This is a genomic window from Streptomyces sp. CA-106110 (genome assembly GCF_050936285.1).
In the GTDB taxonomy this organism is placed as follows: domain Bacteria; phylum Actinomycetota; class Actinomycetes; order Streptomycetales; family Streptomycetaceae; genus Streptomyces.
The window spans coordinates 1,376,886-1,403,609 of sequence record NZ_JBNJNB010000001.1 but is presented as its reverse complement, the minus strand read 5'-3'; the positions used below and the strand labels follow the sequence as shown (position 1 = coordinate 1,403,609).

The 26,724-nt window shown below is 69.6% G+C and carries 18 protein-coding genes and 2 pseudogenes; 8 read left to right on the top strand and 12 right to left on the bottom strand.

What is annotated here, in order from left to right:
- Positions 1–150: 150 nt before the first annotated feature.
- Complete coding sequence (locus ACQEXA_RS06575) at positions 151–1,629, top strand: MFS transporter (RefSeq protein ID WP_433128997.1); 1,479 nt, start codon at positions 151–153, stop codon at positions 1,627–1,629.
- Between the two features lie 63 nt (positions 1,630–1,692).
- Positions 1,693–2,457, top strand: a complete 765-nt coding sequence (locus ACQEXA_RS06570) for an SDR family NAD(P)-dependent oxidoreductase (protein WP_432936250.1) — start codon at positions 1,693–1,695, stop codon at positions 2,455–2,457.
- Between the two features lie 10 nt (positions 2,458–2,467).
- Here the strand turns inward: ACQEXA_RS06570 and ACQEXA_RS06565 are convergent, their stop codons facing one another.
- From ACQEXA_RS06565 to tgmA, 5 genes are all read right to left on the bottom strand, one after another.
- Positions 2,468–4,363, bottom strand: a complete 1,896-nt coding sequence (locus tag ACQEXA_RS06565; protein WP_433128995.1) for a zinc ribbon domain-containing protein — start codon at positions 4,361–4,363, stop codon at positions 2,468–2,470.
- The gene (locus ACQEXA_RS06560; RefSeq protein ID WP_433128993.1) at positions 4,321–5,016 is read right to left on the bottom strand and encodes an IS607 family transposase; all 696 of its coding nucleotides are present in this window, start codon (positions 5,014–5,016) and stop codon (positions 4,321–4,323) included. Before ACQEXA_RS06560 ends, ACQEXA_RS06565 begins: the two co-directional genes overlap by 43 nt.
- A 136-nt stretch (positions 5,017–5,152) precedes the next feature.
- On the bottom strand, positions 5,153–5,974 hold the full coding sequence (locus ACQEXA_RS06555) for a Cof-type HAD-IIB family hydrolase (protein WP_432936257.1): 822 nt from the start codon (positions 5,972–5,974) through the stop codon (positions 5,153–5,155).
- A gap of 325 nt (positions 5,975–6,299) precedes the next feature.
- The gene (gene tgmB / locus ACQEXA_RS06550; protein ID WP_433128991.1) at positions 6,300–7,277 is read right to left on the bottom strand and encodes an ATP-grasp ribosomal peptide maturase; all 978 of its coding nucleotides are present in this window, start codon (positions 7,275–7,277) and stop codon (positions 6,300–6,302) included.
- Between the two features lie 16 nt (positions 7,278–7,293).
- On the bottom strand, positions 7,294–7,485 hold the full coding sequence (gene tgmA, locus ACQEXA_RS06545; RefSeq protein WP_432936262.1) for a putative ATP-grasp-modified RiPP: 192 nt from the start codon (positions 7,483–7,485) through the stop codon (positions 7,294–7,296).
- Between the two features lie 457 nt (positions 7,486–7,942).
- On the opposite strand from tgmA, the gene ACQEXA_RS06540 reads away from it, so the two are divergent.
- The 3 genes from ACQEXA_RS06540 (at position 7,943) to ltrA (ending at position 12,234) form a co-directional block, all read left to right on the top strand.
- Positions 7,943–8,800 carry an aldo/keto reductase gene (locus ACQEXA_RS06540; protein ID WP_432936264.1) on the top strand — a complete coding sequence of 286 codons (858 nt, stop codon included), beginning with the start codon at positions 7,943–7,945 and terminating at the stop codon, positions 8,798–8,800.
- Between the two features lie 275 nt (positions 8,801–9,075).
- A complete protein-coding gene (locus ACQEXA_RS06535; protein WP_432939859.1) occupies positions 9,076–10,230 on the top strand; it encodes a low temperature requirement protein A in 1,155 nt (384 codons plus the stop codon).
- Positions 10,231–10,887: 657 nt separating this feature from the next.
- The gene (ltrA, locus tag ACQEXA_RS06530; RefSeq protein ID WP_433128989.1) at positions 10,888–12,234 is read left to right on the top strand and encodes a group II intron reverse transcriptase/maturase; all 1,347 of its coding nucleotides are present in this window, start codon (positions 10,888–10,890) and stop codon (positions 12,232–12,234) included.
- Between the two features lie 149 nt (positions 12,235–12,383).
- Here the strand turns inward: ltrA and ACQEXA_RS06525 are convergent, their stop codons facing one another.
- The 6 genes from ACQEXA_RS06525 to ACQEXA_RS06500 form a co-directional block, all read right to left on the bottom strand.
- Entirely contained in the window at positions 12,384–13,109 is a 726-nt protein-coding gene (locus ACQEXA_RS06525) for a ribonuclease BN (RefSeq protein ID WP_433128987.1), read from the bottom strand.
- Between the two features lie 203 nt (positions 13,110–13,312).
- A complete protein-coding gene (locus ACQEXA_RS06520; protein WP_433128985.1) occupies positions 13,313–13,915 on the bottom strand; it encodes a sarcosine oxidase subunit gamma in 603 nt (200 codons plus the stop codon).
- A complete protein-coding gene (locus tag ACQEXA_RS06515; RefSeq protein WP_433128983.1) occupies positions 13,908–17,180 on the bottom strand; it encodes a sarcosine oxidase subunit alpha family protein in 3,273 nt (1,090 codons plus the stop codon). Before ACQEXA_RS06515 ends, ACQEXA_RS06520 begins: the two co-directional genes overlap by 8 nt.
- An 11-nt stretch (positions 17,181–17,191) precedes the next feature.
- Positions 17,192–18,424, bottom strand: coding sequence for a sarcosine oxidase subunit beta family protein (locus ACQEXA_RS06510; protein ID WP_432936273.1), 1,233 nt, complete (start codon positions 18,422–18,424; stop codon positions 17,192–17,194).
- Positions 18,421–19,704, bottom strand: a complete 1,284-nt coding sequence (gene glyA / locus ACQEXA_RS06505) for a serine hydroxymethyltransferase (protein ID WP_433128981.1) — start codon at positions 19,702–19,704, stop codon at positions 18,421–18,423. Before glyA ends, ACQEXA_RS06510 begins: the two co-directional genes overlap by 4 nt.
- Positions 19,705–19,765: 61 nt before the next feature.
- Positions 19,766–22,204, bottom strand: a complete 2,439-nt coding sequence (locus ACQEXA_RS06500) for a GcvT family protein (RefSeq protein WP_432936278.1) — start codon at positions 22,202–22,204, stop codon at positions 19,766–19,768.
- A gap of 349 nt (positions 22,205–22,553) precedes the next feature.
- Here ACQEXA_RS06500 and ACQEXA_RS06495 point away from each other — a divergent pair.
- From ACQEXA_RS06495 to ACQEXA_RS06485, 3 genes and pseudogenes are all read left to right on the top strand, one after another.
- A pseudogene (locus ACQEXA_RS06495) lies at positions 22,554–23,261 on the top strand (IS200/IS605 family accessory protein TnpB-related protein); the annotation flags it as partial.
- A gap of 206 nt (positions 23,262–23,467) precedes the next feature.
- Positions 23,468–24,667, top strand: coding sequence for an IS110 family transposase (locus ACQEXA_RS06490; protein WP_433128979.1), 1,200 nt, complete (start codon positions 23,468–23,470; stop codon positions 24,665–24,667).
- A pseudogene (locus tag ACQEXA_RS06485) lies at positions 24,666–25,619 on the top strand (IS200/IS605 family accessory protein TnpB-related protein); the annotation flags it as partial. The gene ACQEXA_RS06490 and the pseudogene ACQEXA_RS06485, both read left to right, overlap by 2 nt.
- A gap of 130 nt (positions 25,620–25,749) precedes the next feature.
- Here ACQEXA_RS06485 and ACQEXA_RS06480 read toward each other — a convergent pair.
- Positions 25,750–26,712, bottom strand: a complete 963-nt coding sequence (locus ACQEXA_RS06480) for an ABC transporter substrate-binding protein (protein ID WP_433128977.1) — start codon at positions 26,710–26,712, stop codon at positions 25,750–25,752.
- Between the last annotated feature and the right edge of the window lie 12 nt (positions 26,713–26,724).

Here is a 26,724-nt window from a genome sequence, read left to right as displayed (position 1 = left end):
CCTCGTCGCGGCACATGCCCATCGCGCTCAGCCATGCGTCGCGGGCTCACCCACCCGTCGAAGGGCGGCGCCTTCGAACGATGCCGCGTCCCGAAGCTCCGCATCACCCGCCCGTACTGCCTCCTCCTGCACGAGAGATCCGCCTTTCCCATGTCTGCAACAAGTCACCCCAACCCCCGCCGCTGGGCGGCGCTGCTCTTCATCTCCATCGCCCAGTTGATGGTGTTCCTGGACAGCGCGGTCATGAACATCGCGCTGCCGTCAGCCCAGGATGCGCTGCACTTCTCCGACAACGGCCGCCAGTGGGTCATCACCGCCTACGGACTGGCCTTCGGCGGTCTGCTCATCCTGGGCGGCCGACTGGGCGACCTGCTGGGCCGCAAGCGGACCTTCACCATCGGCCTGGTCGGCTTCGCCCTGGCCTCAGCACTGGGCGGAGCCGCGGGCAACCTCGGCACCCTGCTGGTCGCCCGGGCCGGCCAGGGCGTCTTCGGCGCGCTGCTCGCCCCCGCCGCGCTCGCCCTGATCTCGCTGACCTTCACCGACGCCAGGGAGCGGGCCAAGGCCTTCGGCATCTACGGCGCCATCGCCACCGCGGGCGGCGTCCTCGGCCTGCTCCTCGGCGGCGTCCTCACCCAGTACCTGAACTGGCGCTGGTCCATGTTCGTCAACATCCCGATCGCCGTCATCGGCATCATCGGCGCCCTCACCTTGGTGCACGACATCCCCAACGAGGAAAAGCACAGCCGCATCGACGTACCCGGCGCGATCCTCGCCACCCTCGGACTGGTCGCCCTGGTCTTCGGCTTCTCCGAGGCCGAGAGCCGCGGCTGGGGCTCCGGCCTGACCCTCACCATGCTCATCGTGAGCGTGGTGCTCCTGCTGGCCTTCCTGATCGCGCAGAGCAGGATCAAGTCGCCGCTGCTCCCGCTGCACGTGCTGACCGAACGAAACCGGGCAGGCGCCTACCTCTCCGTCGGCTTCGGCGTCATGAGCATGTTCGGCATGTTCCTCTTCCTCAGCTACTACCTGCAGCTCGTCAGGGGCTACTCCCCGGTCGCGACAGGCTTCGCGTTCGTGCCGCTGGGGGTCGCGCAGGGCTTCGGCTCCATGGTCGTCGGCACCCGGCTGTCCGCCCGGATGCGCCCCGGCCTGCTGATGACCGCCGGCTACCTCGTCAGCGGGCTCGGTGTGCTCCTGCTCACCCTGCTGGACAAGGACAGCTCCTACGGCCTGCTCGCCGTCGCCGAGATCATCACCGGCGTCGGTATCGGCACCGCCTTCATGCCCGCCATGAGCCTCGGCACCCACGGAGTCGCCCCTCAGGACGCAGGCATCGCCTCCGCCATGGTCGGCACCTCCCAGCAGGTCGGCGGCTCGGTCGGCACCGCCCTGCTCAACACCGTCGCCGCCAGCTCCACCACCGCCTACCTCGCCTCCCACGCACACGGCAGGGCGGCGACCGACGCCGCACTGGTCCACGGATTCACCACGGCCTACTGGTGGGCCGTCGGCTTCCTGGTCCTGTCCGCGCTGTTCTCGTTCATCGCGGTCAACGCCCCCCGCCCGGACCACAGCGCGTCCGCGGCCGAGACAGAGGCCCTGGAAGTGCCGGCCCCCGTCCACTGAGGCGAAGTCCGCTCACACCTGTGCGCACGGCAGCTCTCGCATGCCGGCAACGAAAGGAGAACCATGTCCCACCGTCTTCAGCCCAAGGTCGTCATCGTCACCGGAGGCACCTCCGGAATGGGCGCGGCCTTCGCCCAGCGAGCCGCGTCCGAGGGCGCGACCGTGCTCATCGGAGCCCGCGACAAGGAGCGCGGCGAGGCGACCGCGGCGGAGATCGCCCGCGAGGGCGGCAAGGCCCTGTTCGTCCCGACCGATGTGACGGTCGAAGAGGAGGTCGCCCACCTGGTCGACGTCGCCGTCAGAGAGTTCGGCGGCCTGCACGGCGCTTTCAACAACGCGGGCGGCGGCAACAGCCAGGGAGCGATCCGGGACATCGACGCGTCCTTCTGGGACCGTGTCGTCGCCCTCAACCTGACCAGCGTCTTCTACAGCCTCAAGTACGAGATTCCGGCGATCGTGGCCAGCGGCGGCGGCTCCATCGTCAACAACGCATCCGTGGTCGGTGTGGTGGGTGACCCGGCGGCCGTGGCCTACTCGGCTGCCAAGCACGGAGTCGTGGGCCTCACCCGTTCCACGGCGCTCGACGCGGCCAGAGAAGGCGTGCGGGTCAATGCCCTGGTGACGGGCCTGGTGAACACTCCGCTGTGGCGCGGCGTCGTCGAGAGCAACCCGGAAGCCGCGGGCGTCCTCCTCGACAAGCAGCCGACGGGCCGAGCCGCCGACGAGACGGAGATCGCCGCGTTCGCCACCTTCCTGATCAGCGACGAGAGCCCGTTCATCAACGGCGCGGCTCTCGCCGTCGACGGCGCGCTGACTGCCGGCTACTGAGCGTCTCTGATTAGCTATGCGATCCTGGGTTGGATTGAGTTTCCGGGATCGTTTCCCACCGTGGTGGGGAGGCGTGGGCGTGGAGGTGGAATCCCGCGCCGAGTGCTGCCCTTTGTGGCCGGTGGCCGGTGGTGGGTGTGCTGGTCGTGTTCACGCCCTGGTGTCGGTGGGCTGCGCGGGGCAGCCGGGTCCGGTCCGTGTGAGCGTGTCCCTCCGGACGCTGGCCAACACGACCGCGAGGCCGTGCTGGGGAGGGTGCCCTGCGTCGCCTGGGCGCGGGGCGTGTGGAACGACGCCGGGTAGGGCCGGTCTTGGTCCGGTCCTTCCGGCTGGTCTTGTCAGTCGGTGTGAGGACGGCGTTCGCTTCCAGGTTGTCGAGGACCGTCCGGATCACCATGTGGCCGCTGGTGCGGTCGCAAGCGGTCGTGGCCTGGTGGGCCAGGCCGCGGGCTGCGATACGGCGCCAGGCACCGTGGTCGCGGTCGCCCTGCCAACGGCAGTCCTGGTGGGGGCAGATGGCCCATTTCCATCCTGCGAGGGTGGGCCGGTCGGGGGCTTTGCGGTGCCGCAGCGGGGTCAGGCAGTGCGGGCACAGTTTGGAGGTGTTGCGGGCCGGAACCGTGACGACGGCGATGCCCTGTTCGGTGGCGAGGTGCCGCGTGCGGTCGGCGATCTGTCCGCGGACCTGCTGGGACAGGCGGGTGTTCAGGGTGCGGCCCATGCCCCCGGCTTCCATCGACCGCAGATCCTCGACATAGATCACCGTGGCCCCGGCCGCGATGGCCTGGTCGACGGTCCATCTGGCGGCAGCCCAGGCGAGGGCGTCGTTGAGGTTCGACCGGCGCTGCGAGACATGCTGGATCTCGCTGCGCAGCACGTCCAGCTTGGGGGCAAGCTGGTGGTCGTGGCCTGCGATGAGCCGCATGTACTGGTCGGCCTTGGTGTGCAGTCGCTCCGAGAGGCGGCACAGGCGGTGCTGCTTGGCGAGCACACCGGCGGCCCGGAATTGGGCGCCGGCACCGAGCGCAGTGGTCCGCCGCTCGCCGCTCAATTGCACGGCGCCCGTGCTGAGGAGCGTGTTCAGGCCCCAGTCCACGCCGAGCGCCACCGCATGACCAGTGCGGTGGGCCTTGGGGACGGCGTGGGTGTAGGCCAGGTCAGCGCGCACGGTGTCACCCGCGCAGCGGAGGGTGGGAAGGTGGAGCACCGCCGATGCGGGGACTGTCGGCGGCAGCGTGATGGGGCAGGCCACCCACGTCCAGTCCCGGTATGCCTGCGGGTCGGGGCGGGTGGGCAGCTGAAGCCGTAGCAGCGCCTGCCCGGTGTCGGTTTCGGAGCGTTCGATCGTGGCCTGCTGTCCATCGCATGCGGCGAGGAGCAGCAGGCGCGCCGCCTTCGGGGTGCCTTCGAGTTCGAAAACGTCCACGGGCAGACGGCCGTTGGCCTTGAGATACGTGGCGGCCTGCCGGGTACGGGCCTTGATGATGCTGGACGGCAGATACTTTCCACCAGGGACCGCTGCGCGTACGGCGTCCCACTCGCTGGGAGTGCGCTTGCTCGGATCGATGGGCCACGTCGCCAGGACTCCGGCAGTCAGGTCGGCGCGCCACTTCGCCGAGCGCAGCGCCCGCCCGGCCTGCTCTTGGGCCATGCGCACGATCCGGTCGTTGACCTTCACGCCCTCGGGCGGGGCGGTACTCCAGCCCAGACGGCGCAGCGCCATCCACGCGTTCGACGGTAGTTTCCGGCCGCCCGCGTCGACGCCGGCGGCCAGCACTTCAACATCGCCGGTATTGCAGTGTTCGGCCAGCAGGGCGGCGGCCAGGTTGGACACGAGGTCCGCGCACCAGCCGACGCGTAACGTCACAGCGGACAGCGACAGGCGTTCGCCGGTCTTCTCGTCCACTGCCCTGCGGAGCAGGGTGCGGGCGCACGCGGTGCGGGAGGTCTCACCGCGGGCGAGCTGCGGTTTCCGGCTCGCTGGCGACTACCGGCCTGGCATTGCCCGGACTCGGCCAGCAGGCGACGCCGGTTCTCAGCCGACCGCATCCCGTACAGGCGGCCGGCGAACGTGGTGACCAGCGACGCGAAGTCCTCAAGCAGTTCGTCCCGGCCGCCGAGCTTCTTCGGGTGCAGCACCTCAAGACGCGCGCCGTACACGGACAGCAGGTGCTTGAGCCAGCCGACACCGAACCGAGCGAGCCGGTCCTCGTGCGTGACCCGTACGACGGTCACCGAGCCGTCAGCAACGGCCCGCAGGAGCCGGCCCAGACCGGGCCGGTCCTCCCGCAGGCCAGAGGCCCGGTCACGGAAGACCTTGACGATCTCGCCGGTAGAGGTGGCCCGCAGCTCCATCTCCTGCGCCTGAAGCGAGGATTCCAGCCCGTGGGAGCCGGACACGCGCACGTACAGGCCCTCCAGCCGGACACGCTCACCACCAGTGGAGACCTTCATCGCCTCCACATCGATCGAGGAGAACCGGCGCTCACGCCCGACCCAAGCCACCGGAATCTTCCCCGAGTCAGCCCAAAGACGAAACGTCGTCGGGTGAACACCCAACGTCTGGCGGCCTTTGAGAGAAGTTCCACACGATCACCGCACGAACACTGAAGAACATTAAGCAAATTGATGAGCCTTCGCAGGCCGATCGCGGTGCTGCTCGGCACGGTGATCGGCACACCGGTCGGCCGGCACCTCACGCTCCTGGAGCGTTGAAGAGGCCCTCCAGCACCAGTGCCACCCCGTCCTCCTCGTTCGAGACGGTGTGCCGTGGCACCGCTGCGCGGACCGACGGATGGGCGTTCGCCATGGCGTAGCCGGAACCCGCCCACTTCAGGATGGCCAGGTCGTTCGGCATGTCACCGAAGGCGACCACGTCGTCGGCGCCGATGCCGCGGGTCGCGCACAGGGCGGAGAGTGTGTCCGCCTTCGTGACGCCAGGGGCGCTGATCTCGAGCAGCCCCCGGCCGCCGGAGTGGGTGAAGTGGGCGTGGCCGGCGGCATGGCGCTCGGCGACGGTCAGGAGGAAGTCGGCCTCGTGTTCGGCGGAGTGGGCGAGGAGCTTCACGATGGGGGACTGCACCGCCCACAGATGGGCAACGGAAGGCACAGCGAACTCGGCCTCGCGGTTGCCCGAGTGCCGCATCGTGTAGGCCGGTTCGTAGTGGACCCTTAGACCCGCCTCCACGGCGAAGCCGATGCCCGGGACGGCCCGGCCCAGCACGGTGGCGACCGTGCGGGCGGCGGAGACCGCGAGCGGACGGGAGTGGATCACGGTACGGGAGGCCAGGTCGTAGACGAGGGCGCCGTTGCTGCAGATCGCCGTGCCGCCCAGCCCCGTCGCCGCGGCCAGGGCGTCCACGTACCGGGGCGGGCGGGCCGTCACCACGACGATGTCGGCACCCGCCTCGACGACGGTGCGCAGGGCGCGCAGGGTGCGTGCGGAGACGGTGCCGTCACGGCGCAGCAGGGTGCCGTCCAGGTCGGTCGCGATCAGTTTGGGCAGGCGGGCAACCACTGCCGCATCGTAGCGGCGTCGGTGCCCGGTCTGCCCGACCGCGTGAATCAGCGCTTCCCGGGCGTGAGTTCGGCGAGCAGCCTCTCAGGTGTGCGGGTCGACCGCGTCGACGAGTTGCGTGCGCCTGGTGGCGAGTGACCGGGCTTACGGCATCTCGCGGGGAAAGACGATCACCTCGCCGAGCGACTGGGTGTACGCGGGCGTCGGCCGTAAAGGCCAGTGACCGTACGGAGGGCGCACTTCCGCGATGTGGTACCGCGTCCGCAGCGGTGATCGGCACAAGGACTTTGTGGTATCGGATTGCGCGCACGCGCCCCGCGCCCGCTCAAGGGGCCGCAGGGACAGAACTGTTGAAGCTCGCCTCCGGTTCCGGCTCATGACGCGCCAGCCATTCGGCCAGCGTGCGGGCGATCGGCTGGCCCGTGTCCAACTCGACGAAGCCGAACTGGCCCGACTGGTTGCACTCGAGGAACCACCAGATGCCGTCGGCGTCCTCCACGAAGTCGAAGGCGCCGTAGGCCAGATCGGCCTGGCGCAGATAGTCGTGTACGGCTGTGGCGATGCGCGGCGGGACGTCCACTGGTTGCCAGGGGTCGTCGGACGGGGCGAAGCGGACATCGATGTCGTCGGCGTCCGGATCGGCCGTCTTACGGGCGGCCAGGAGGCGGTCGCCGACGGCGGTGAGGCGGATGTCGGCGTACTTGGCGACCCGGCGTTGCAGCAGGGTCGGGCCGAAGGCGACGGCGGTGAAGTCGGCGTCCGGAGCGATACGGCTGGTGGGGACGGCCCGCGGCGGGTCCTCCGGGTGCGTGCCGGAGACGGGCTTGACCACCAGATCGGGGAAGCGTTCGGCGAAGTCCCGGGCGGCCTGCGGAAAGGTCGTGATCAGCGTGGTCGGTACCGGGAGTCCCGTGCGCTGGGCGAGATGGAGCTGCCAGGGCTTCTGGCGGGCCCGGCGGGCCGCGTCGGGGCGGTTCATCCAGCGCGCACCGGTGGCGTGCAGCATCCCGTACAGAGCCTGTGCGGACTCCTCGGTCAGCCAGGTGGACGGCTCGGGGGCGTGTGCGGCCGGAACTCCGGGCCTGCGCACCCATATGGAGCGCAGTCCGCTCGTGCTCACCACACGATCGCCGACGGACAGATGTCCGTGGAAGGAGCCGTGTGCGTACTCACCGGACAGCGCCACACCACCGGGGAGGTCCGCGGGGTCGAGCCGGACCACCAGAACACCGGCTCCGTTCAACTCGGCCACCACCATGTCCGCCGTCACATCCTGTTCACAGGTAAGGATCAGCACGGTCATCGTCGACGGCCCGTGATCAGTCGTCGAAGTGCGTTTTCGAGCCCGCGGTGGAAGTCGTCGCCCCCCACTCTCGCAACATTGCGTATTCGTGGGCGGCGATACGTCCGTCGGGGAGCACGTTCAACTGCAGTCTGGAGTCATACCTGTACGGAGCGCTGACCTCCGCATCCTCGGCGTGGCGGGCGTAGTTGAGTGCGAACGGCCGCATCGTCTCTCCTTGGTCGGTGCTTCCCCGGGCAAGCGGATGGTCACGCTCCGGCGTTGCTTCCGCCTGCCGGCTCGCTGTACTTCCACGGAGTTATACGAATCGAACGAGTGAATGGTTGCCTCACGGTGCGTAACCGAGGGCCGCCTTTCTTACCTTGCCGCCATGACATCGCCGGTGTGACCTCCGTTCATCTGCCCGCCGTTGCGTGGGACGTGCGTCGGCGCGTTGTGGATCCGGTCACCGCTCAGGACGTCCGTCGGCCTGGGCTGCGGGGCCGCCGAGCCCGCTCGACCGGGGAGTATTCAGCTGAGGTACTGCTGAATGCGTTCGTATTCCTCTATTGGACCTCTGAGCGCAGGGCGGTCAGGCTGGTGTACGTGCCGGCACCCGCGGGGTCTCCCCCGACGGAGGCCGGCCGAGCACGGTTCCGAGCGAGAGTTGAGAGAGGCACGAGCTCATGCACACCCGCCGCATCGGTGACGTCGAGGTCAGTGCGATCGGTCTGGGCGGTATGCCCATGTCGATCGAGGGGAGGCCGGACGAGGCGCGTTCCCTCGCCACCATCCACGCGGCGCTCGACGCGGGCGTCACGTTCATCGACACCGCGGACGCGTATCACGTCGACGCCGACGAGGTCGGTCACAACGAGACCCTGATCGCCAAGGCCCTCGCCTCCCACGACCGTGGCGCGGACGTCCTCGTCGCCACCAAGGGAGGCCATCTGCGTCCCGGCGACGGCAGCTGGACCCTGGACGGGTCGCCCCGGCACATCAAGGAGGCCTGCGAAGCCTCGCTGCGCCGGCTGGGCGTGGAGGCCATCGGGCTCTACCAGTTCCACCGTCCCGACCCCAAGGTCCCCTACGCGGAGTCCGTCGGTGCCGTGCGGGACCTCCTCGACGAGGGCAAGATCCGCATGGCGGGCATCTCCAACGCCGACCCGGACCAGATCCGCCAGGCCGGTGAGATCCTCGGCGGCCGTCTGGTCTCCGTCCAGAACCAGTTCTCGCCCGCGTTCCGCTCCAGCGAAGCGGAGCTCCGGCTGTGCGACGAACTCGGTATCGCCTTCCTGCCGTGGAGCCCGCTGGGCGGCATCTCCCGGGCGAGTGAACTGGGATCGGCCTACGCGCCGTTCGCCCGCGTCGCCGAGGCCCACGGGGTGAGCCCCCAGCAGGTGTGCCTGGCCTGGATGCTGGCCAAGTCGCCGGTGGTCGTCCCCATCCCCGGATCCAGCCGCCCGGAGACCATCCGCGACTCGGTGGCGGCCGCGGGACTGGAGCTCACGGCCGAGGAGTTCGCCGAGCTGGACGCCGTCTGATCCCCTTGGGCGGTGGTCCGGATCCTGTGTCCGGGCCACCGCCCGCACCCACCCTGGCTGCTGTCCCGGCGGCCGATACCGGCAGTGTGCCGCCGAACCGGTCCCGGAGCCGCTGTCCCCGGCCTGACGAACGGCCTGCTCGTCATGGATGATGTGATCGACTCAAGGCACATCACTCGACCAGCGGCGGGTGCCGGGAAGGAGTGGAGACCGTGAGCGGACGCGCCGAAGGCCCGGCGGGCGGCACGGTCCCGGCGGGGCCATTGCTGCGGACCATGGTCAGGCGCGATCCAGGGGAAGCGCACCGCGTCGCCACACCGCTCGAGCTGCTGTTCGACTTGTGTTTCGTGGTGGCCGTCGCGCAGGCCGGCAGCAGGCTGGCGCATGCCGTGGAGGCCGGGCACACCGGTCAGGGCGTCGCGGGCTACGCCATGATCTTCTTCGCCATCTGGTGGGCCTGGATGAACTTCACCTGGTTCGCCTCCGCGTACGACACGGACGACGTCCCGTACCGGCTCACCACGCTGGTGCAGATCGCGGGTGTCCTCATCCTGGCGGCGGGGGTGCCTCGCGCCTTCGACCACACGGACTACTCCATCGTCATGGTCGGTTACGTGGTGATGCGGCTGGGCCTGACCACCCAATGGCTCAGGGCGGCGCGCAGCGAGCAGGACGCGGCGCAGGCCACGGCCCTGCGGTACGCCGTCGGTGTCGTCCTCGTACAGATCGGCTGGGTGGCGTTCGGCTTCCTCCCGTACAGCGCGACGAAGCCATTGGTGTTCGTCCTGCTCGCGGCCGCGGAACTCGCCGTGCCCGTGCTGGCCGAGCGCCCCTACCCCACCCCCTGGCATCCCCACCACATCGCCGAACGCTACGGACTGTTCACCCTGATCGTCCTCGGCGAGACGGTCGCCGCCGCGACCGTCGCCGTGCAGAGCGCTCTGGACAGAGGCGGGTCGACGGAACTGGTGCCGATCGCGGCAGGGGGCCTGCTGCTCGTGTTCGCCGCCTACTGGATCTACTTCGCCGTCCCCATCCACGAGCATCTGCAGGCCGGCCGAAGCGCTTTCCTGTGGGGGTACGGGCACTATCTCGTCTTCTCCATGGCGGCCGGGATCGGTGCGGGACTCGAGGTGGCGATCGGGCAGGCGGTCGGAGACGCGCATATCGGCATATCGAGCGCCGCCGCGGTCACCGTCCCCGCTGCCGGATTCGTCTTCTTCACCTGGCTCCTGCACGCGCGCCACTACAAACGGTCACTCGCGCAGCAGTGCGTCCTGCCGGTGACCGCGGCCGCGATCCTCGCCTGCACGGTCGCGAGGTCGTGGGCGGTGCTGTGCGCCGGGATCGTCGCGGCGCTCAGTGTGGCGGTGTCCCTGTCCCTGCGCCACCGCGGGGCCCCCTCAGGTGCCGTCCGGCGTACGCTATGATGAGTACACCGCAGAGCGCCGCAACTTCCGGCGTTCGGCTGTGCGTTGGTGGTCCAAGGAAAGACGTCCCGCTTCCTGCGGGGAGATGCAGGTGCAAGGCCTGCCCGGCGCTCTCATGTGAGCCCCGCCCTTTTTCAGGGGCGGGGCTCACTCGTGTGTGCCCAGCATGGGCGATTGCTTGGGGGTGGAAGTCCCTTGGGGGAAGAGGTGGTGCTAACCCCGAGCCGGAGGCAAGGGCGTCATCGTGAGATGGGGTCTGGAGGAAGCCCGAGGCGAGACCTGGGTACCGAGGAACACGAACCGCGTATGAGGCGTGCTGGTCGGGTGAGCCTGCACGAGAAGGTGAAGCCCGTCACTGCCAAGAAGGCCAGTGCGTAAACGCGGCGGGGATCCAGGGACAGTGATCGTTCTTACCTGGGGAGATCTGTCCGGGTGTCGGTTGTGCTGAAGACGTCGCCGCGCCGACGGGCAGCGCCGGAAGGTGCTGTCTGACCGGGCAGAAGTCAGCAGAGGTCGTAGTACCAGCCGGGATGAGTCGCGGGGCGGCGGGCTGGGAAGGGCCGAACATCGAGTGGAACGGGTGATGTGGTGGTTGCTCGTGCCGGTCACGTGGACCGCAGTAAACCTGCTTCCGCAGGGCCGCAGGGGGAGGAGCCGGTGCATCCGGCAGAGCCCACGGCGGCGCGCAGTGGCCGGTCGGCGCACTCCATGGAAGACGTTCACCGCGAACAGGAGCTGTTCTTGTGGGAGTTGATGCTCTCGAAGGAGAACCTGCTCGCGGCGCTTGGACGTGTCGAGGCGAACCGGGGTGCTCCGGGGGTGGACGGCATGACCACGGCGGAGTTGCGTCCGTGGCTGCTGGTGCACTGGTCAGAGGTCCGGTCCGCTCTTGATGCGGGCATCTACCGGCCCGCGCCGGTCCGTCAGGTGGTCATCCCGAAGCCTGGCGGTGGCGAGCGGATGCTGGGGGTGCTGCGGGTGCTGGACCGCTTGATCCAGCAGGCCATCGCGCAAGTGCTCGTGCCCATTTTCGACCCGGAGTTTTCGGGGTCGTCCTTCGGGTTCCGTCCCGGCCGGTCCGCCCACCAGGCGGTCAGGGTCGCGCGGCGGGCGATTGAGGACGGCCACCGGTGGGTCGTGGACCTTGATCTGGACCGGTTCTTCGACCGCGTCCAGCATGACGTCCTGATGGCGCGGGTGGCGCGCAAGGTCGGTGACCGCAGGGTCTTGAGACTGATCCGCAGGTATCTGGAAGCCGGGATCATGGTGGACGGCGTGAAGATGCCGAGCGCGGAGGGAACCCCGCAAGGATCCCCGCTCTCGCCCGTCTTGTCGAACATCATGCTCGACGACCTGGACCGGGAACTGTTCAGGCGCGGTCACCGGTTCGTGCGTTACGCCGATGACGTGCGTGTCTTCGTGCGGAGCGAACGGGCCGCTCACAGGGTGCTCGACTCGGTCACGGCCGTGGTCGAGCAGCGGCTGAAACTGAAGGTCAACTGGGAGAAGTCGAAGGTAGTCCCAGCCTCCGTCGCGACGTTGCTGGGGTTCGGCTTCTACTTCACCCGGAGCGGGGTGAAGATCCGGATCGATCCGAGGGCGCTGGCGCGCTGGAAGACGAAGATCCGGGAGCTGACCTCGCGGCGGTGGAGCATCGCGATGGACGAACGTATCGCGATGCTCAACCGCTTCATGACCGGATGGATGGGCTACTTCCAGCTCTCGGACGCCTCCAGGCCGTTCCGGGATCTGGACGAGTGGCTCCGCCGCAGGATGCGGCAGATCCGCTGGAAGGAGTGGAAGATCCCCCGGACCCGCCGGGCGAACCTGCGCAGGCTCGGAATCAGCGAGTCGTTCTCCCACCAGTGGGGGAACAGCAGCAAGGCTTACTGGCGGATCGCGGGCTCTCCCGTCCTCCAGCGGGCACTGCCCAACGCCTACTGGGACGACCTCGGTCTGCTCACACTCAAGCCGACCTGGCAACGACTGAGATCAGCTCGATGAACCGCCGGATGCGTGACCCGCATGTCCGGTGGTGTGGGAGGAGGGCCGGGCGACCCGGCCCTCCTACCCGATTGTACGTATATCGGTCCTCCGTACCGCCACGTTCAGGCGGCCGCGCACCCCCGGCGAACCGCGGTGCGCCGCCTGGCTCACCCCGCCCGCCACCCGACGTAGGCGTCGTGGAAGTGGCGGCCCAGCAGGGCACCTCCGAACACGACGAAGCCGACCCCGATGAGCCAGGACTGGACGACGAGGGTGGTGCCCAGGGCGCCGTAGGTGACCGCGTTGTTGACGATGAGCGGGGAGAACACCTGGTAGGAGAACCACCGCAGGCCGACCAGGCCGAGCATGGTCGACACCGCTCCGGGCAGCAGGGCCTGCCACGACACACGGCTGCCCAGCAGGAAGTGCTGGCCCCACCAGAAGAAGAGCACGCCGAAGAGGACGGTGAGCGTGATGCGCATGGTGGACTGGAACAACCCGCTCGGGAGCACCGCGCCGCTCTGCGCCTCGGCATACAGATACGCCGTCAGAGCCGCGAGCCACACGGCGCGGCGCCACACCGTGTGCCACCGGCCCGCGGGCAGGTCCCAGACCCTCTCGTAGCCCGTCTGCACGCTGGAGGCGAAGGTGAGCCCGAAGAGCGCGAGGGCGAGGACGCTGAAGGCGCTGGTGGCACTGAGCACATTGCGGGGAGCGGAGAACAGGCGCTCCACGGCGTCCGCGGGGCGCCCCGAAAGGCTCATACCGTCGATCACCCAGAAGGCGAAGCCGCGGTGCTGGAAGGGCGACGCCGCTGCCACGACGATCAGCAGCGGCGCCAGCGTGACCAGCGCCAGCGCGGCGAACCCCATGGACCGGTGCATCAGTTCCATTTCGCTGCCGTGCCGCCAGAGCCGACCGGCGGCCGAGCCGTGCCAGCGCGAACGCAGTCCACGGTGCGGGGGTCGTTCGTCCCGCGGCGGGCCTGAGGAACCCGTCATGGGTCCCCCGGTTCCCGGGGCGCCGACGGGCGAAACCTGCCTGTCCCTGCGCTCACCCCGTCCACGGCGCGATCGGCCCAGCGGCAGACCGTGTGTCAGATGTACTCCGCCGCCGCGTCCAGCAGCCAGTCGGCCAGATAGCCGGCGAAGGAGGAACGGACCAGCACCCAGAAACCGGCCCTCACCCCGTCCCGGGCCACCAGGATCACCTGGGTACGGGCCAGCGTCGTCTGGGCGCAGCGGCCGGGGCCGAACGCACGCGGGTGCAGGTCCAGGGAGCAGCCGTGGGACAGCAGATCGCGGGCGCGGGGGCCCGCGACGAGGACGGTGGTGCGCTGGGCGGACACGTCCGTGACACAGACGGGTTCCTCTCCGGCCGCGGAACGGATGCGGCCCTCCAGGTCCCGCTGGGTGCCCGGCCGGCCCACCACCAGCCACTCGTCGGGACCGAGCCACAGCGCGGTCTGCCCCTCGGTGCGGACGGCGGTGCCGGGCTCCAGGGGCAGTTGCGATCCGAGGGCCACTCCGACGGCGTCCGCCGCCGCTCCCTTGGCGTCGAGGCGGACATCGACCTGCGCCAGGAAGGGCACCTCGGCGAGCCGGACCGCGCCCCCCGAGGAGCGCGTCGCGGCCGCCAGCCGGCCGGCCGCGTGTGCCAGGGGGCTGCGGGGCTGTGCGGTCAGGACGGTCTCAGCCATCGCGACGGGCTCCCTCGGGGTCGTAGAGGACGGGACGTGCGACGGTCACCGGGAGCAGCCGGTCGCCGACGGGTGCGTAGAGACGTTCGCCGATGCGGTCCCGGCCGCCCTTGACCAGGGCGAGGGCGAAGGTCCGGCCCAGCGCCGCGCTGCGGCAGCTGGAGGTGACGTGGCCCAGCATCGGCACCGGCGGCTCGGGCAGCACGCTGTCGGCGACCAGATGGGTGCCTTCGGGGAGGAAGACGGCCGGGTCTTCGGGGAGCAGGCCGACCAGGTGCTTGCGGTCGGGGCGGGCCGTGTCGGCGCGGGAGTGGGAGCGTTTGCCGATGAAGTCGGGCTTCTTCTTCGACACCGCCCAGCTCATGCCCAGGTCGTGCGGGGTGACCGTGCCGTCGGTGTCCTGGCCGATGATCGGATAGCCTTTCTCGGCCCGCAGGACGTGCATGGTCTCGGTGCCGTACGGCGTGATGCCGAACGGAGCGCCGGCCTCGTGCACCGCCTCCCACAGCGCGAGGGCGTGCCACGGCGACACGTTGATCTCGTAGGCGAGTTCGCCCGAGAAACTGATCCGGCACACCCGGGCGTCGATGCCCGCGACGGCGGTCTCCCGCCAAGCCATGAACGGAAAGCTGTCGTTGTCCACCGCCAGGCCGGGCGCCAGCGAGCCGAGCACGTCACGGGAGCGCGGGCCCACCAGGGCCACGGTGGCCCACTGCTCGGTGACGGAGGTGCAGCGGACCCGTAGCTCGGGCCATTCCGTCTGGAGCCACTCCTCCATCCAGTCGAGGACGGCCGCCGCGTTGCCCGTGGTGGTGGTGACCAGGAAGCGGTCCTGGGCCAGGCGGATGACGGTGCCGTCGTCGAAGACCATGCCGTCCAGGTGGCACATCACACCGTAACGGATCATGCCGACCCTGAGGGTGCTGATCATGTTGGTGTAGAGCCGGTCCAGGAACACGGCGGCGTCCGGGCCCTGGACATCGATCTTGCCGAGGGTGGAGGCGTCCATGAAGGCCACCCCCTCACGGGCGGCGCGGCACTCGCGCAGCACGGCGACCGCCATGTCCTCGCCGTCGCGCGGGTAGTACCAGGGCCGCTTCCACTGGCCGACGTTCTCGAAGACGGCACCGTGTGCGGTGTGCCATGCGTGCAGGGCGGTCACCCGGACCGGGTCGTGCAGCGCGCCCCGGTCGCGGCCGGCCAGTGCGGCGAAGGAGACGGGTGTGTACGGCGGCCGGAACGTGGTCGTACCGAGCGCCGAGACGTCCACCCCGAGCAGTTCCGCGACGATCCCGCTCGCCAGGACCCCGGAGGTCTTGCCCTGGTCGTTGGCCGTGCCGGCCGTCGTGTAGCGCTTGGTGTGCTCGACCGAGCGCAGACCGGCCCCCGTCGCGCGGGCCAGGTCGTCCACGGTGACGTCGCGTTGCAGGTCCACGAAGCGGAGTGCGCCGGCGGGGCCGGGAAGGGCGAAGACCTGCATCGGGGGCGACTGCGGCGGTGCGGTCACCACGGGCAGGGCGGGCGCCGCGGGGGAGTAGCCCTCGGCCGCGAGCGCGCGGGCACCGGCGGCCGCTCCCTGCGCGAGCACAGTGCCGAGCCCGAAGGCCCCGTTCGCGCTGCCCGCGACGTCCACCGCCTGACGTGAGCCGCCGGGGACGAAGGTGCCGAGCGACTCGTCGTAGCGGAGTGTGCCGCCCGCCTGGCTGAACAGGTGCGCGGCCGGATTCCAGCCGCCGGAGACCAGAAGGAGGTCCGCGGCGAACTCCCTTGGCCCCACCGACTCGCCGTACGGCGCCACCCGCACACCGGTGAGGCGCGGGCCGCCTTCTGTGCCGGTCACGGCGTGGCCGGTCAGCACCTCGATCCCGGCCGCGCGGGCACGGCGCGCCCACTGACCGGCCTCCGGCCTGGTGTCGACGACCGCGGCTACCTCGACGCCCGCCGCGGCGAGGTCGAGCGCGGCGGCGTACGCGCTGTCGTTCGTGGTGAGCACGACGGCACGGCGGCCCGGCAGGACCCCGTACCGATTGACATAGGCCCGGGCCGAGGCGGCGAGCATCACTCCGGGGCGGTCGTTGTCCGCGAAGGCCACCGAGCGTTCGTGCGCGCCGGTGGCCAGCACCACACGGCGGGCACGGATGCGCCAGACGCGCTCCCGGGAGACGTGCTCGGGGGCCTCAGCGCCCAGATGGGCGGTGCGGCGTTCCACGCCGAGGAGGTGGTTGTCGTCGTAGTGGCCGAAGACGGTGGTACGGCGCAGGACGCGCACCTCGGGCGCGGACTCGAGCAGTTCGCTGGTCCGGGCCACCCAGTCGAGATGTTCGCCCGTTCCGAGGAGGCTGCCGCCGGGTTCCGGCTGGTCGTCCGCGAGGATGACGCGTGCCCCGCTCTGCGCGGCGGCGGCCGCGGCGGCGAGCCCGGCCGGGCCGGCCCCGACGACGAGCAGATCGCAGTGGGCGTGCACGGCGTCGTAGCGGGCCGGGTCCGGCTCGGCGGCGAGGCGTCCCCGGCCGGGCAGGCTGCCCGCCACCAGTCCGTCGTACAGCTCGACCGTCGTCGCCGGAAGCATCGGTTCGGGGAAAGGGGCCTCGATCTGGACCACCGCGTTGGGTTCCTCGACACCCGCCGAGAAGACGCCCCGCGGGCGGCCGAACCTGATGCTGGTGGCGGCCTGGATGACACCGTTGGCGAGGAGGGCCGAGGCCAGGGTGTCGCCGCGGAAGCCCGCGTACTCGGTGCCGTCGAAGACGAAGGTCAGGCGGCGGTCGCGTTCGATCCGGCCACCGCTGAGGAGACGGAAGGGCTGGTCGGCGTCCCCCGCACCAGTGCGTCCCGCGGCCAAGGGGCTTACCGCGTCGGCCCTGTTCGTGGGCTCCGCCGTCGAACTTCCCTCGGCACGGGCGGACTTGTCCTCAAGCTCCCATGGACTTCCGGCATCGTTCGGGCCGGGGAGAACCCCATGACGGGCTGGTGCGGCCGGCCTCGGCTCAGCAGTGGACGGGCGCGGTTCTCCCACCCGGTAGACGGCGAGGATCTCGTTTGTCGACGTGTCCCGCACCGCGTTGAACCACCTGCGACAACCCGCGGCGTGGCTCCATCTCTCGGCGAAGGGGCCCTTGGGATTGTCGCGGAAGAAGAGATAGCGCGCCCACTCCTCGTCGGTGAGGGAGGCCGGATCCTCGGGACAGGGCACGTGCGCCTGACCGCCGTAGTGGAACTCGACCTCGTCACGGGGCCCGCACCACGGGCAGGGGATCAGCAGCATGGTTCGGCTCCCTAGTGGGCCACAGCGGCGGCGCCGTGCTCGTCGACGAGCGCGCCGGTGGTGAAACGGTCGAGCGAGAAGGGGGCGTTGAGGGGGTGTGGGCTGTCGTGCGCGATGGTGTGGGCCATGACCCAGCCGACGCCCGGTGTCGCCTTGAAACCGCCCGTCCCCCAACCGCAGTTGAGGTAGAGGCCGTCGACGGGGGTGAGGCCGACGATGGGCGAGGCGTCGGGGCTGACATCGACGATGCCGCCCCAGGTGCGCAGCACATGGGCACGGGCGAACACGGGGAACAGTTCCAGGGCGGCGGACATCTGCTGCTCGATGATGTGGAACGCACCGCGCTGGGTGTACGCGTTGTACGCGTCGATGCCCGCACCCATCACCAGTTCGCCCTTGTGGGCCTGACTGACGTACACATGGACGGCGTTGGACATCACGACCGTCGGGTGCACGGGTTCGAGGAGTTCGGAGACGAGGGCCTGCAACGGGTGGCTCTGCAGCGGGAGTTCGATGCCCGCCATGGCGGCCAGCACCGAGGTGTGGCCAGCCGAGCACAGTGCCACCTTGCCCGCCGCGATCGGGCCGAGCGTCGTCCGTACGCCGGTGATCCGGCCGCCGGCGATGTCGAGCCCGGTGACCTCGCAGTTCTGGATGATGTCGATCCCGGCGGCGTCGGCGGAGCGGGCCAGGCCCCACGCCACGTAGTCGTGTTTGGCGATGCCGGCCCGCGGCTGATAGGTGCCGCCGAGCACCGGGTAGCGCACGTCGGGGGAGGTGTTGACGATCGGGCAGAGCTCTTGGACCTGCTCGGTGTCGAGCCATTGCGCGTCGACCCCGTTGAGCCGGTTGGCCTCGACGCGGCGCACGCTGTCGCGGACGTCCTGCAGACTGTGGGCGAGGTTGAGTACGCCGCGCTGGGAGAAGAGGATCGGGTAGTCGAGTTCCTCCTCCAGTCCCTCCCACAGCTTGAGGGCGTGCTCGTAGATGCCGGCGCTCTCGTCCCACAGATAGTTGGAGCGGATGATGGTGGTGTTGCGGGCCATGTTGCCGCCCGCGAGCCAGCCCTTCTCGAGTACGGCGACGCTGGTGACGCCGTGGTTCTTCGCCAGGTAGTGGGCGGTGGCGAGGCCGTGTCCGCCGCCGCCCACGATCACCACGTCGTACGACCGCCGGGGCTCGGGCGTGCGCCAGAGGAAGTCGGGGTGCTCGGGCAGTTCGGCGCCGGGGATGCTGGAGCTCAACGGACGTCTCCGCCTTCCGAAAGGTGCGGGTAGAGCGGGTGCCTGGCCGCCAGCGCCTGGGTACGCGCGCGCAGCGCGGCCACGTCCGGCTCGGCCTGGAGGGCGAGCGCGATCACATCGGAGACCTCGGCGAAGTCCTCCACGGTGAAGCCCCGGGTGGCCAGGGCGGGGGTGCCGATGCGCAGACCCGAGGTGACCATGGGCGGGCGCGGGTCGAAGGGGACGGCGTTGCGGTTGACGGTGATGCCGATCCGGTGGAGGAGGTCCTCGGCCTGCCTGCCGTCGAGCGCGGAGTCCCGCAGGTCCACCAGGACCAGGTGGACGTCCGTGCCGCCGGTGAGAACCCTCACCCCTGCGTCCGCCGCGTCCGGGCGGGTGAGGCGCTCGGCGAGGACACGGGCGCTGGCGAGGGTGCGGGCCTGCCGCTCGGCGAACTCGGCTGACGCCGCCACCTTGAAGGAGACCGCCTTCGCGGCGATGACGTGTTCCAGCGGGCCGCCCTGCATACCGGGGAACACCGCCGAGTTGATCTTCTTGGCGAGGCCGGGGTCGTTGGTGAGGACGACTCCGCCCCGGGGTCCGCCGAGCGTCTTGTGCGTCGTGGTCGTGACGACGTGCGCGTGCGGAACGGGGCTGGGGTGCAGCCCGGCCGCGACCAGACCTGCGAAATGGGCCATGTCGACCATGAGGTAGGCGTCGACCTCGTCGGCGATGCGGCGGAAGGCCGCGAAGTCCAGCTGCCGCGGGTACGCCGACCAGCCCGCGATGATCATCTTGGGGCGGTGTTCCTTGGCGAGGCGCTCCACCTCGTCCATGTCGACGAGGTTGTCGGCCTCGGTCACGTGGTACGGCACGACGTTGAACATTCTGCCGCTGTAGTTGATGCGCATGCCGTGGGTGAGGTGCCCGCCGTGCGCGAGATCGAGGCCGAGGATCGTGTCGCCGGGGCGCAACAGCGCGAAGAAGACGGCGGTGTTGGCCTGGGCGCCGGAGTGCGGCTGCACATTGGCGTGGTCGGCGCCGAAGAGGGACTTGATCCGCTCGATGGCCAACCGTTCGGTGACGTCGACGTGTTCGCAGCCGCCGTAGTAGCGCCGGCCGGGGTAGCCCTCGGCGTACTTGTTGGTCAGGACGGAGCCCTGGGCCTCAAGCACAGCGGTGGGCGCGAAGTTCTCGGAGGCGATCATTTCGAGAGTGGACTGCTGACGGTGCAGCTCTGCCCGGAGGGCGGAGTGGACTTCGGGATCGAGTTCGGCCAGCGGTGTGTTCAGCGGGTTCATACGGGGTTCGCGTTCCTCTCGACGGTTACCATCGGTGCTCCCTCGGAACCGGAGCGGAGTACTAGCCACGGAGGCGGGACATGGCCGGGTCGAACAGCGGCTCTTCGGCCACGACCGCCTCGATGCGCCGGCCGAAGTAGCCGATCTGCACAGCGGTGCCCGTGGTGGCGAGCCGCGCCGGAAGCCAGGCGTAGGCGATGCCCTTGCCGATCGTGTAGCCGTAGGCGGCGCTGGTGACGTATCCGACGGCGTGGTCGCCGTCGTACACCGGCTCCTTGCCCATGACGACGGCCTGGGGGTCGTCGATGGTGAGACAGGTGAGCCTGCGCCGCACGTCGGCCTTGCGCCGCTCGAGCGCGGCCTTGCCGACGAAGTCGCCCTTGTCGGCCTTCACGGCGAAGCCCAGACCGGCCTCGTAGGGGTCGTGCTCGTAGGTCATGTCGGTGCCGAAGGAGCGGTAACCCTTCTCCAGGCGCAGGCTGTTGAAGGCGCCGCGGCCCGCGATGACGCCGCCCAGCGGCCGGGCCGCCCGCCACAGCGTGTCCCACAGCTTCAGGCCCTGGTCGGCGGTGGTGTACAACTCCCAGCCCAGCTCGCCGACGTAGGACAGGCGCATCGCGGTGACGGGGACGCTGCCGATGTAGGCGCGCTTGGCGCGGAAGTACTTCAGGCCGTCGTTGGAGAAGTCGGAGTCCGTCAGGGGCTGCAGCACCTTCCGGGCGAGCGGTCCCCACAGGCCGATGCAACAGGTGCCCGGGGTGATGTCGCGTACGGCGACGGATCCGTCGGCCGGGAGGTGGCGGCGGAACCAGTCGAGATCGGTGTTGCCGTTGGCGCCGACCTGGAAGAGGTCGCGGGCCAGCCGGGCGACGGTGATGTCGCTGCGGATGCCGCCGTCGTGGTCCAGCAGCAGGGTGTAGGTCACGGAGCCGACCGACTTGTCGACCTTGCCGGTGGACAGCCGCTCCAGGAACGCGGCCGCGCCGGGGCCGCCGACCTCCAGACGCTTGAGCGCCGTCATGTCGTACAGGGCGACGGTCTCGCGGGTGGCCTGGGCCTCGGCGCCGACGATGGGCGACCAGTAGCGCGTGGCCCAGTCGTTCGGGACCGGGATGCTACGCCCCTCGGTCAGCGGGGAGTTGGCCTCGTACCACTGGGGGCGCTCCCAGCCGTTCGCCTCCAGGAAGAAGGCGCCCAGTTCCTGCTGACGGGCGTAGAAGGGGCTCGTACGGATCGGGCGCGGGTCCCCGGTGGGCTGGAGGGGATGGATGATGTCGTAGACCTCGACGAAGTTCCGGCAGTCGCGGGCCAGTACGTACTCCGGCGAGAGCTGGTGCGGCTCGAAGCGGTTGACGTCGCACTCGTGCAGGTCGAAGGACGAGCAGTGGCCGTCCACCAGCCACTCGGCGACGGCCCGGCCGACTCCGGCCGAGTGGGTGACCCAGACCGCCTCGGCCACCCAGAAGCCCTTGACGTCCGGGGACTCACCGAGGAGCGGGAACCCGTCGGGGGTGAAGGAGAACAGGCCGTTGATGCCCTCCTCGACCTTGGCCTCCCTCGTCGCCGGCAGCAGGGACTGCGTCTCGGTCCATGCGTCCTCGAAGTCCTCCTCGGTGAACTTCAGTACTGACGGCATGACGTCGGCCTCCTCGACGGAGACGATGTCGTCGGCGGAGACCGGCATGGGGCGGTGGCCGTAGTAACCGATCCCGAGACCGTCGAAGCGGTCGCGGTAGTAGAGGTCGGCGTCCTGGTGCCGGAGTATCGGCCGCACCGCCTCCTCGGTCTGGCCCGCCAGCGCCGGTACCGGGCCGGTCCAGGCCAGTTGGTGGGCGAGCGGGGTGAGCGGGAGGTCCATGCCGACCATGCGGGCGATCCTCGGGCCCCAGATGCCGGCGCAGCACACCACGATGTCGGCGGGGATCTCGCCCTGGTCGGTCTGGACGCCGGTGACCCGGCCGTCGTTCTGCCGTACGTCGAGGACTTCGTGGTGGGCGAGGAAGCGCACGCCGCGCGCCGTGGCCCGGCGGATCTGCGCCTCGACGGCGAGGACCGCCTTGGCCAGGCCGTCCGTCGGGACCAAGAGGCCGCCGAGGACCCGGTCGCGGTTCACGAGCGGGTGCTGCTCGACGCACTCCTCGGGGCTCAGCAGCCGGGCTTCGACGCCCCAGGCGGTGATCCAGCCGTGGCGGCGCCGGAGTTCGGCGAGCCGCTCGGGAGAAGTGGCCACTTCGAGGCCGCCGACCTGCAGGAAGCAGGGCTTGCCGTCGACGTCGAGGGAGCACAACTTCTCGACGGTGTAGCGGGCCAGCTCCGTCATGGTCTTGGAGGGGTTCGTCTGGAAGACCAGGCCGGGTGCGTGGGAGCTGGAGCCGCCGGTGGCGGGGAGGGGCCCCTGGTCGACCACGGTCACATCGGTCCAGCCTCGCGCCGAGATCTCGTCCGCGAGCGCCGCTCCCACGACGCCCGCTCCGATGATGACCACTCGGGGTCCCGCCATCGCCGCACCTCCGGACTCGAAACCGGTTCAGTTGCTTTGTACGCAACGTGGTTCAGGTTGCGCAACTCAATGTGCCCGCCGCCCAGGAGGGGTGTCAAGGGGGCGCATGACGCCGGTGAACGGGTGAAACGCCAAGGGGCCCGGCAGGCCGCACTGGCAGCCTGCCGGGCCCCGTGAGGGGTGGGGAACTGGTCGTTTTCGGATGTGCAGGAGGGTGTGCGAGTGGGCAGGAGCATGTTCTGGTTCGTGGTGTTGCAGCGCGCACACGTCATATGGCGGGCACTGATGTCAGTGCCTGCCCGTACTGTTCTTCCTGTTGCCGATCAAGCGTGATGGAGGGAGTACATCGATGCGTGGTGAGTCGTTGCGCACGATCGCGGCTCCCTTCGTGGCCGTCGGCCCATCGGGCGTGGCGATCCGGACCCGTCTGGGCCACTTGAGCGCCGCCGACAAGGAGGTGTTGCGCCTGGTGGGCGCGCATCTTGGCTCGCTGGCCGCAAGGGACCTCAAACGCCGGTGCGCAGACGGTCTGGATCACTCCACTCATACGTGGGCGGAGCGCAAGCGGGCCCTGACAAAGGAGTCTTCGTCGCGTTGGGCCGGGAGTATAACCAAGGCCACGCACGATCAGTGGGCGCTTGCGCGGCGTGCCCAACTCGCGCATATCCAAAGCCTTGAGGCGGGCGTGCGGACGATCGCCACCGCCTGTCCCTGCCGATCGGGGAGAAGGGAAAGGGGCGGGCGCCAGGCGGCTACCTCAGCGCCAAGGAGTGGTTCGCCAAGAGCCGACGCCTGCAGGTCATTGAAGACCGGCTGAGTGCCGAGCAGGCCGACCACGCCGTGGGCCGCGTCCGCATCGTGCGCGGCGGGAAGCGGCTCGCACGCAACCGGCACCACCTCAAGGCCGCCCAGCTCACGCAGGCCCAGTGGCGGCAACGCTGGGAAGCATCGCGCTGGTTTGTGCAGGCTGACGGGGAATCGGGCAAGCGGTTCGGCAATGAGACGACCCGCGTCACGCCCGAGGGCGAAGTCTCCCTCAAGCTGCCCTACCTTCTTTCGCACGGCCCGATCGTTCGCGACGATGGGCTCGCGCGAGCGGGGCAGGGATGGTTTTCAAGCTGCTGCCGGCCATGGCTCAGCAGGCTGTTCCCCCTGTCCCGCCACCTCTTCTGGACTGCTGATTAGGCTCTGCGGACCATCGCTTGGTAGGGCGAGGACAGACGGAAGGGGTCGCGCCGCACGTTGCACGGCGAGGGGAGCGTCATGTCCGCCACCGCAGGATTCGACATCGCCAAGGAGTTCCACTGGCTGGCTGCCATCAACGACCGTGGCCAGCCGCTGCTCAATCACCGGGTCGATAACGACCCCGAGTCGATCGAACAGGCCATCACCGAACTGCGCACCATCCAGACGGACCACGACGGTCTCACCATCGGCCTGGACCTGATGGGCGGCATCGCAGGACTACTGACAGCCATGCTGCTGGCCGCCGGTCTGCGCTGCGTCCACCTGCCCGGCCTCGCCGTCAATCGCGCCCGACGGGGTACCCGCGGAGGAGAGAACAAGTCCGATCCCCGCGACGCGAAGGTCATCGCCGAACAGGTCATGCTCCGCGACGACTTGAGGATCATCGACCTGCCCGAGGAGGCCACCGTCGAGCTGCGGCTCCTGGTCAGCCACCGCACCGTGGTGGCCAGGGAGACCACCGCGCGCATCAACCGCCTGCGCGACCTGCTCACCAGCATCCACCCTGGCCTGGAACGCGTCGTGGACCCGACCCAGAAATCGAGCCTGGTGCTGCTCTCGCGCTACGTCACCCCCGCCGAAGTCCGCCGCGCAGGCATCACACGGATCGCCGACCACCTGCGCAGGCACGGCGCCCACCGGCCCACCGCCGACAAACTGGCCGAAGCAGCTGTCACCGCCGCGCGAGCCCAGCACACCGCCGTCGTCGGGGAACGCCGTACCGCCCAGCTCATCCGCGAACTCGCCGCCGATCTCCTGGCTACAAAGGGCCGGATCAAGGCACTGGAAAACGAGATCGAGGAGCTGGTCGACTCACATCCTGACGGGGCCCTCATCCGCAGCCTGCCGGGGATGGGGGTCATCCTCACCGCGGAGTTCATCGCCCTGACCGGCCACATCGGCCGCTTCGGCAGCGGGGACGCCCTGGCCGCCGCGGCCGGGCTTGCCCCCGTGCTCGCCCAGTCGGGGAAGATCCGCTACTCGCGCAGTGCCACCGGCGGCGACAAAGCTCTCAAACGCGTCTTCTACCAGTCGGCGTTCTGCGCGATCCAGCGCGATCCCGTCTCCCGGGCCTACCACGACCGCAAGCGAAGCGAGGGTAAACGGCATCATCAGGCGCTGATCGCCTTGGCACGCCGCCGAGTCAACGTCGTCTACGCAATCCTCCGCGACCGAAGGCCCTACGAAGGACGGCCACAACTGCGTCTTATCGCTTGACTTCAGCATTAGGCAGCCTGCTCCACTCGCCCACCTGGCCAACGCCCCGCATGGCCGGTACACGCTCACCGGCGCTGCGGTCTTCCACCACCGCAGCGACGAGTGGGCCGACCGCATCACCACGAACCGGTCCGTGGCCTACCGCATCCACTACGACACAGACCGCGCCCGCTGGTACCTCACCGCCTCCTGGACCATCCCACCAGTCAAAACCGTTCCCCTCGACGTAGCCCGCGCCCGCGGACTGATCGGCGTGGACACCAACGCCGACCACCTCGCCGCCTGGCGGCTGGACGAGCACGGCAATCCCTGCGGCCAACCGCGCCGGTTCGTCTACGACCTGTCCGGCACCGCGATGCATCGTGATGCCCAGGTACGGCATGCACTGATCCGGCTCCTGCACTGGGCCCAACGCCACGGCCTGTCGATCGCGATCGAAGACCTCGACTTCACCGCGGAGAAAACCCGGGAGAAACACGGGCGCAGGAAGCGCTTCAGGCAGGTGATCTCCGGCATGCCCGTATCCAAGCTGCGGGCCCGGCTCGTCAGCATGGCGGCCGCACTCGGCATCACCATCATCGCCGTCGACCCGGCCTACACCAGCAGATGGGGCGCCCAGCACTGGCAAAAACCCCCCACCGGCAAGAACCGCAAGACCACCCGTCACGATGCCGCGAGCATCGCGATCGGACGACGCGCCCTCGGGCACCGCATCCGGCGACGGACGGCACCGCCTCCTGCCCACCAGAGCGATGGACAGCAGCATCGGACCGCCCAGGCCGGACACGGCACCCGCGGGCGTGAGGGAACCCGCCCCCGCATCCCCGGACCACGGACACGATCCGTGTCGCCGGACGCGGCGCGAACGCGGGCGACCAGTGCATCCACCACCGTTCGGGATGCGCCAGTTGACCAGGATTGGGTACACGACTCACTCCTGCACACTGACTAGGAACGGTTCTTCGCGGGTCCGGTCACTCCGGTGCCCGTCACGTCACTCGCGTCTCAGCTCCCCTGTGAAGCAACGCGCTTCCTGGGTGCGTCAGGACCGTCTCCGGACGGTTCCGGGTGGAGGCGGGCGGTTACTTCAGCCAGGCGTCGACCTTGTCGCGGTTCGCCTCGACCCACTTCTTCGCCGCTGCATCGTCGGACATCTTGTCCTGCGCAATGTACTTGGCCACGGTGTTCTGGTCGTCGTTCGTCCAGTTGAAGTTCTTCACCAGGTTGTAGGCGGGGCTGCCGGACTTGGCGAACCGGGTGCTGACGATCTTGTCCAGGTCGTACACGGGATAGTCGCAGGCGATCTTGTCGGCGACGGCGTCGCATCCCGTCGTGTACTTCGGCAGGGCGACCTTCACCAGTGGCACCTCGGACAGGAACCACTGCGGCTCGTAGAAGTAGCCGATCACCCACTGCTTGTTCTTCTCGGCGGTCCGGAAGGCCTGGATGAGCGCGGTCTCGCTCCCCGCGTACACCACCTTGAAGTTCAGCTTCAGGTTCTTCACCAGCGCCGCGTCGTTCGTGACATAGGACGGGTCGCCGTCGAGCAACTGGCCCTTGCCGCCCGACTCGGAGGTCTTGAAGTTGCTAGCGTACTTGTTGAGGTTCTCGAACTTGGTGATGTCGGGGTGCGCCTTGGCCAGCCATGGCGGCACGTACCAGCCGATGATGCCCTTGTTGCCGGTCTGCCCGGCCTCGGCGGCGGTCTTCTGCTGGGTGATGTACTTCTTCTTCAGGTCGTCGTGGCCCCAGTTCTCCAGGATGGCGTCGACCTCGCCAGTCCCGAAGCCCTGCCAGGCGATCTCCTCCTTGAGGTCCTTCTTGTCGACCGTGCAGCCGAGGTCGTGCTGCGCGACGTATGCGACGACCGCCGCGTCCGCCTCGTAGCCCACCCACGGGTTGACGGCGAGGTTGAACGTGCCGCACTTGCCCGAACTCTTCGAGTCGGCGGAGGAACTGTCGCCGACCTTCGCGCCCGAACAGGCCGTCAGGGTGAGGCCGAGAGCGGCCAGGGCGGCCGCGCTGGCTCGCCAGTGTCTTGCCATGGTGTCGTGCTC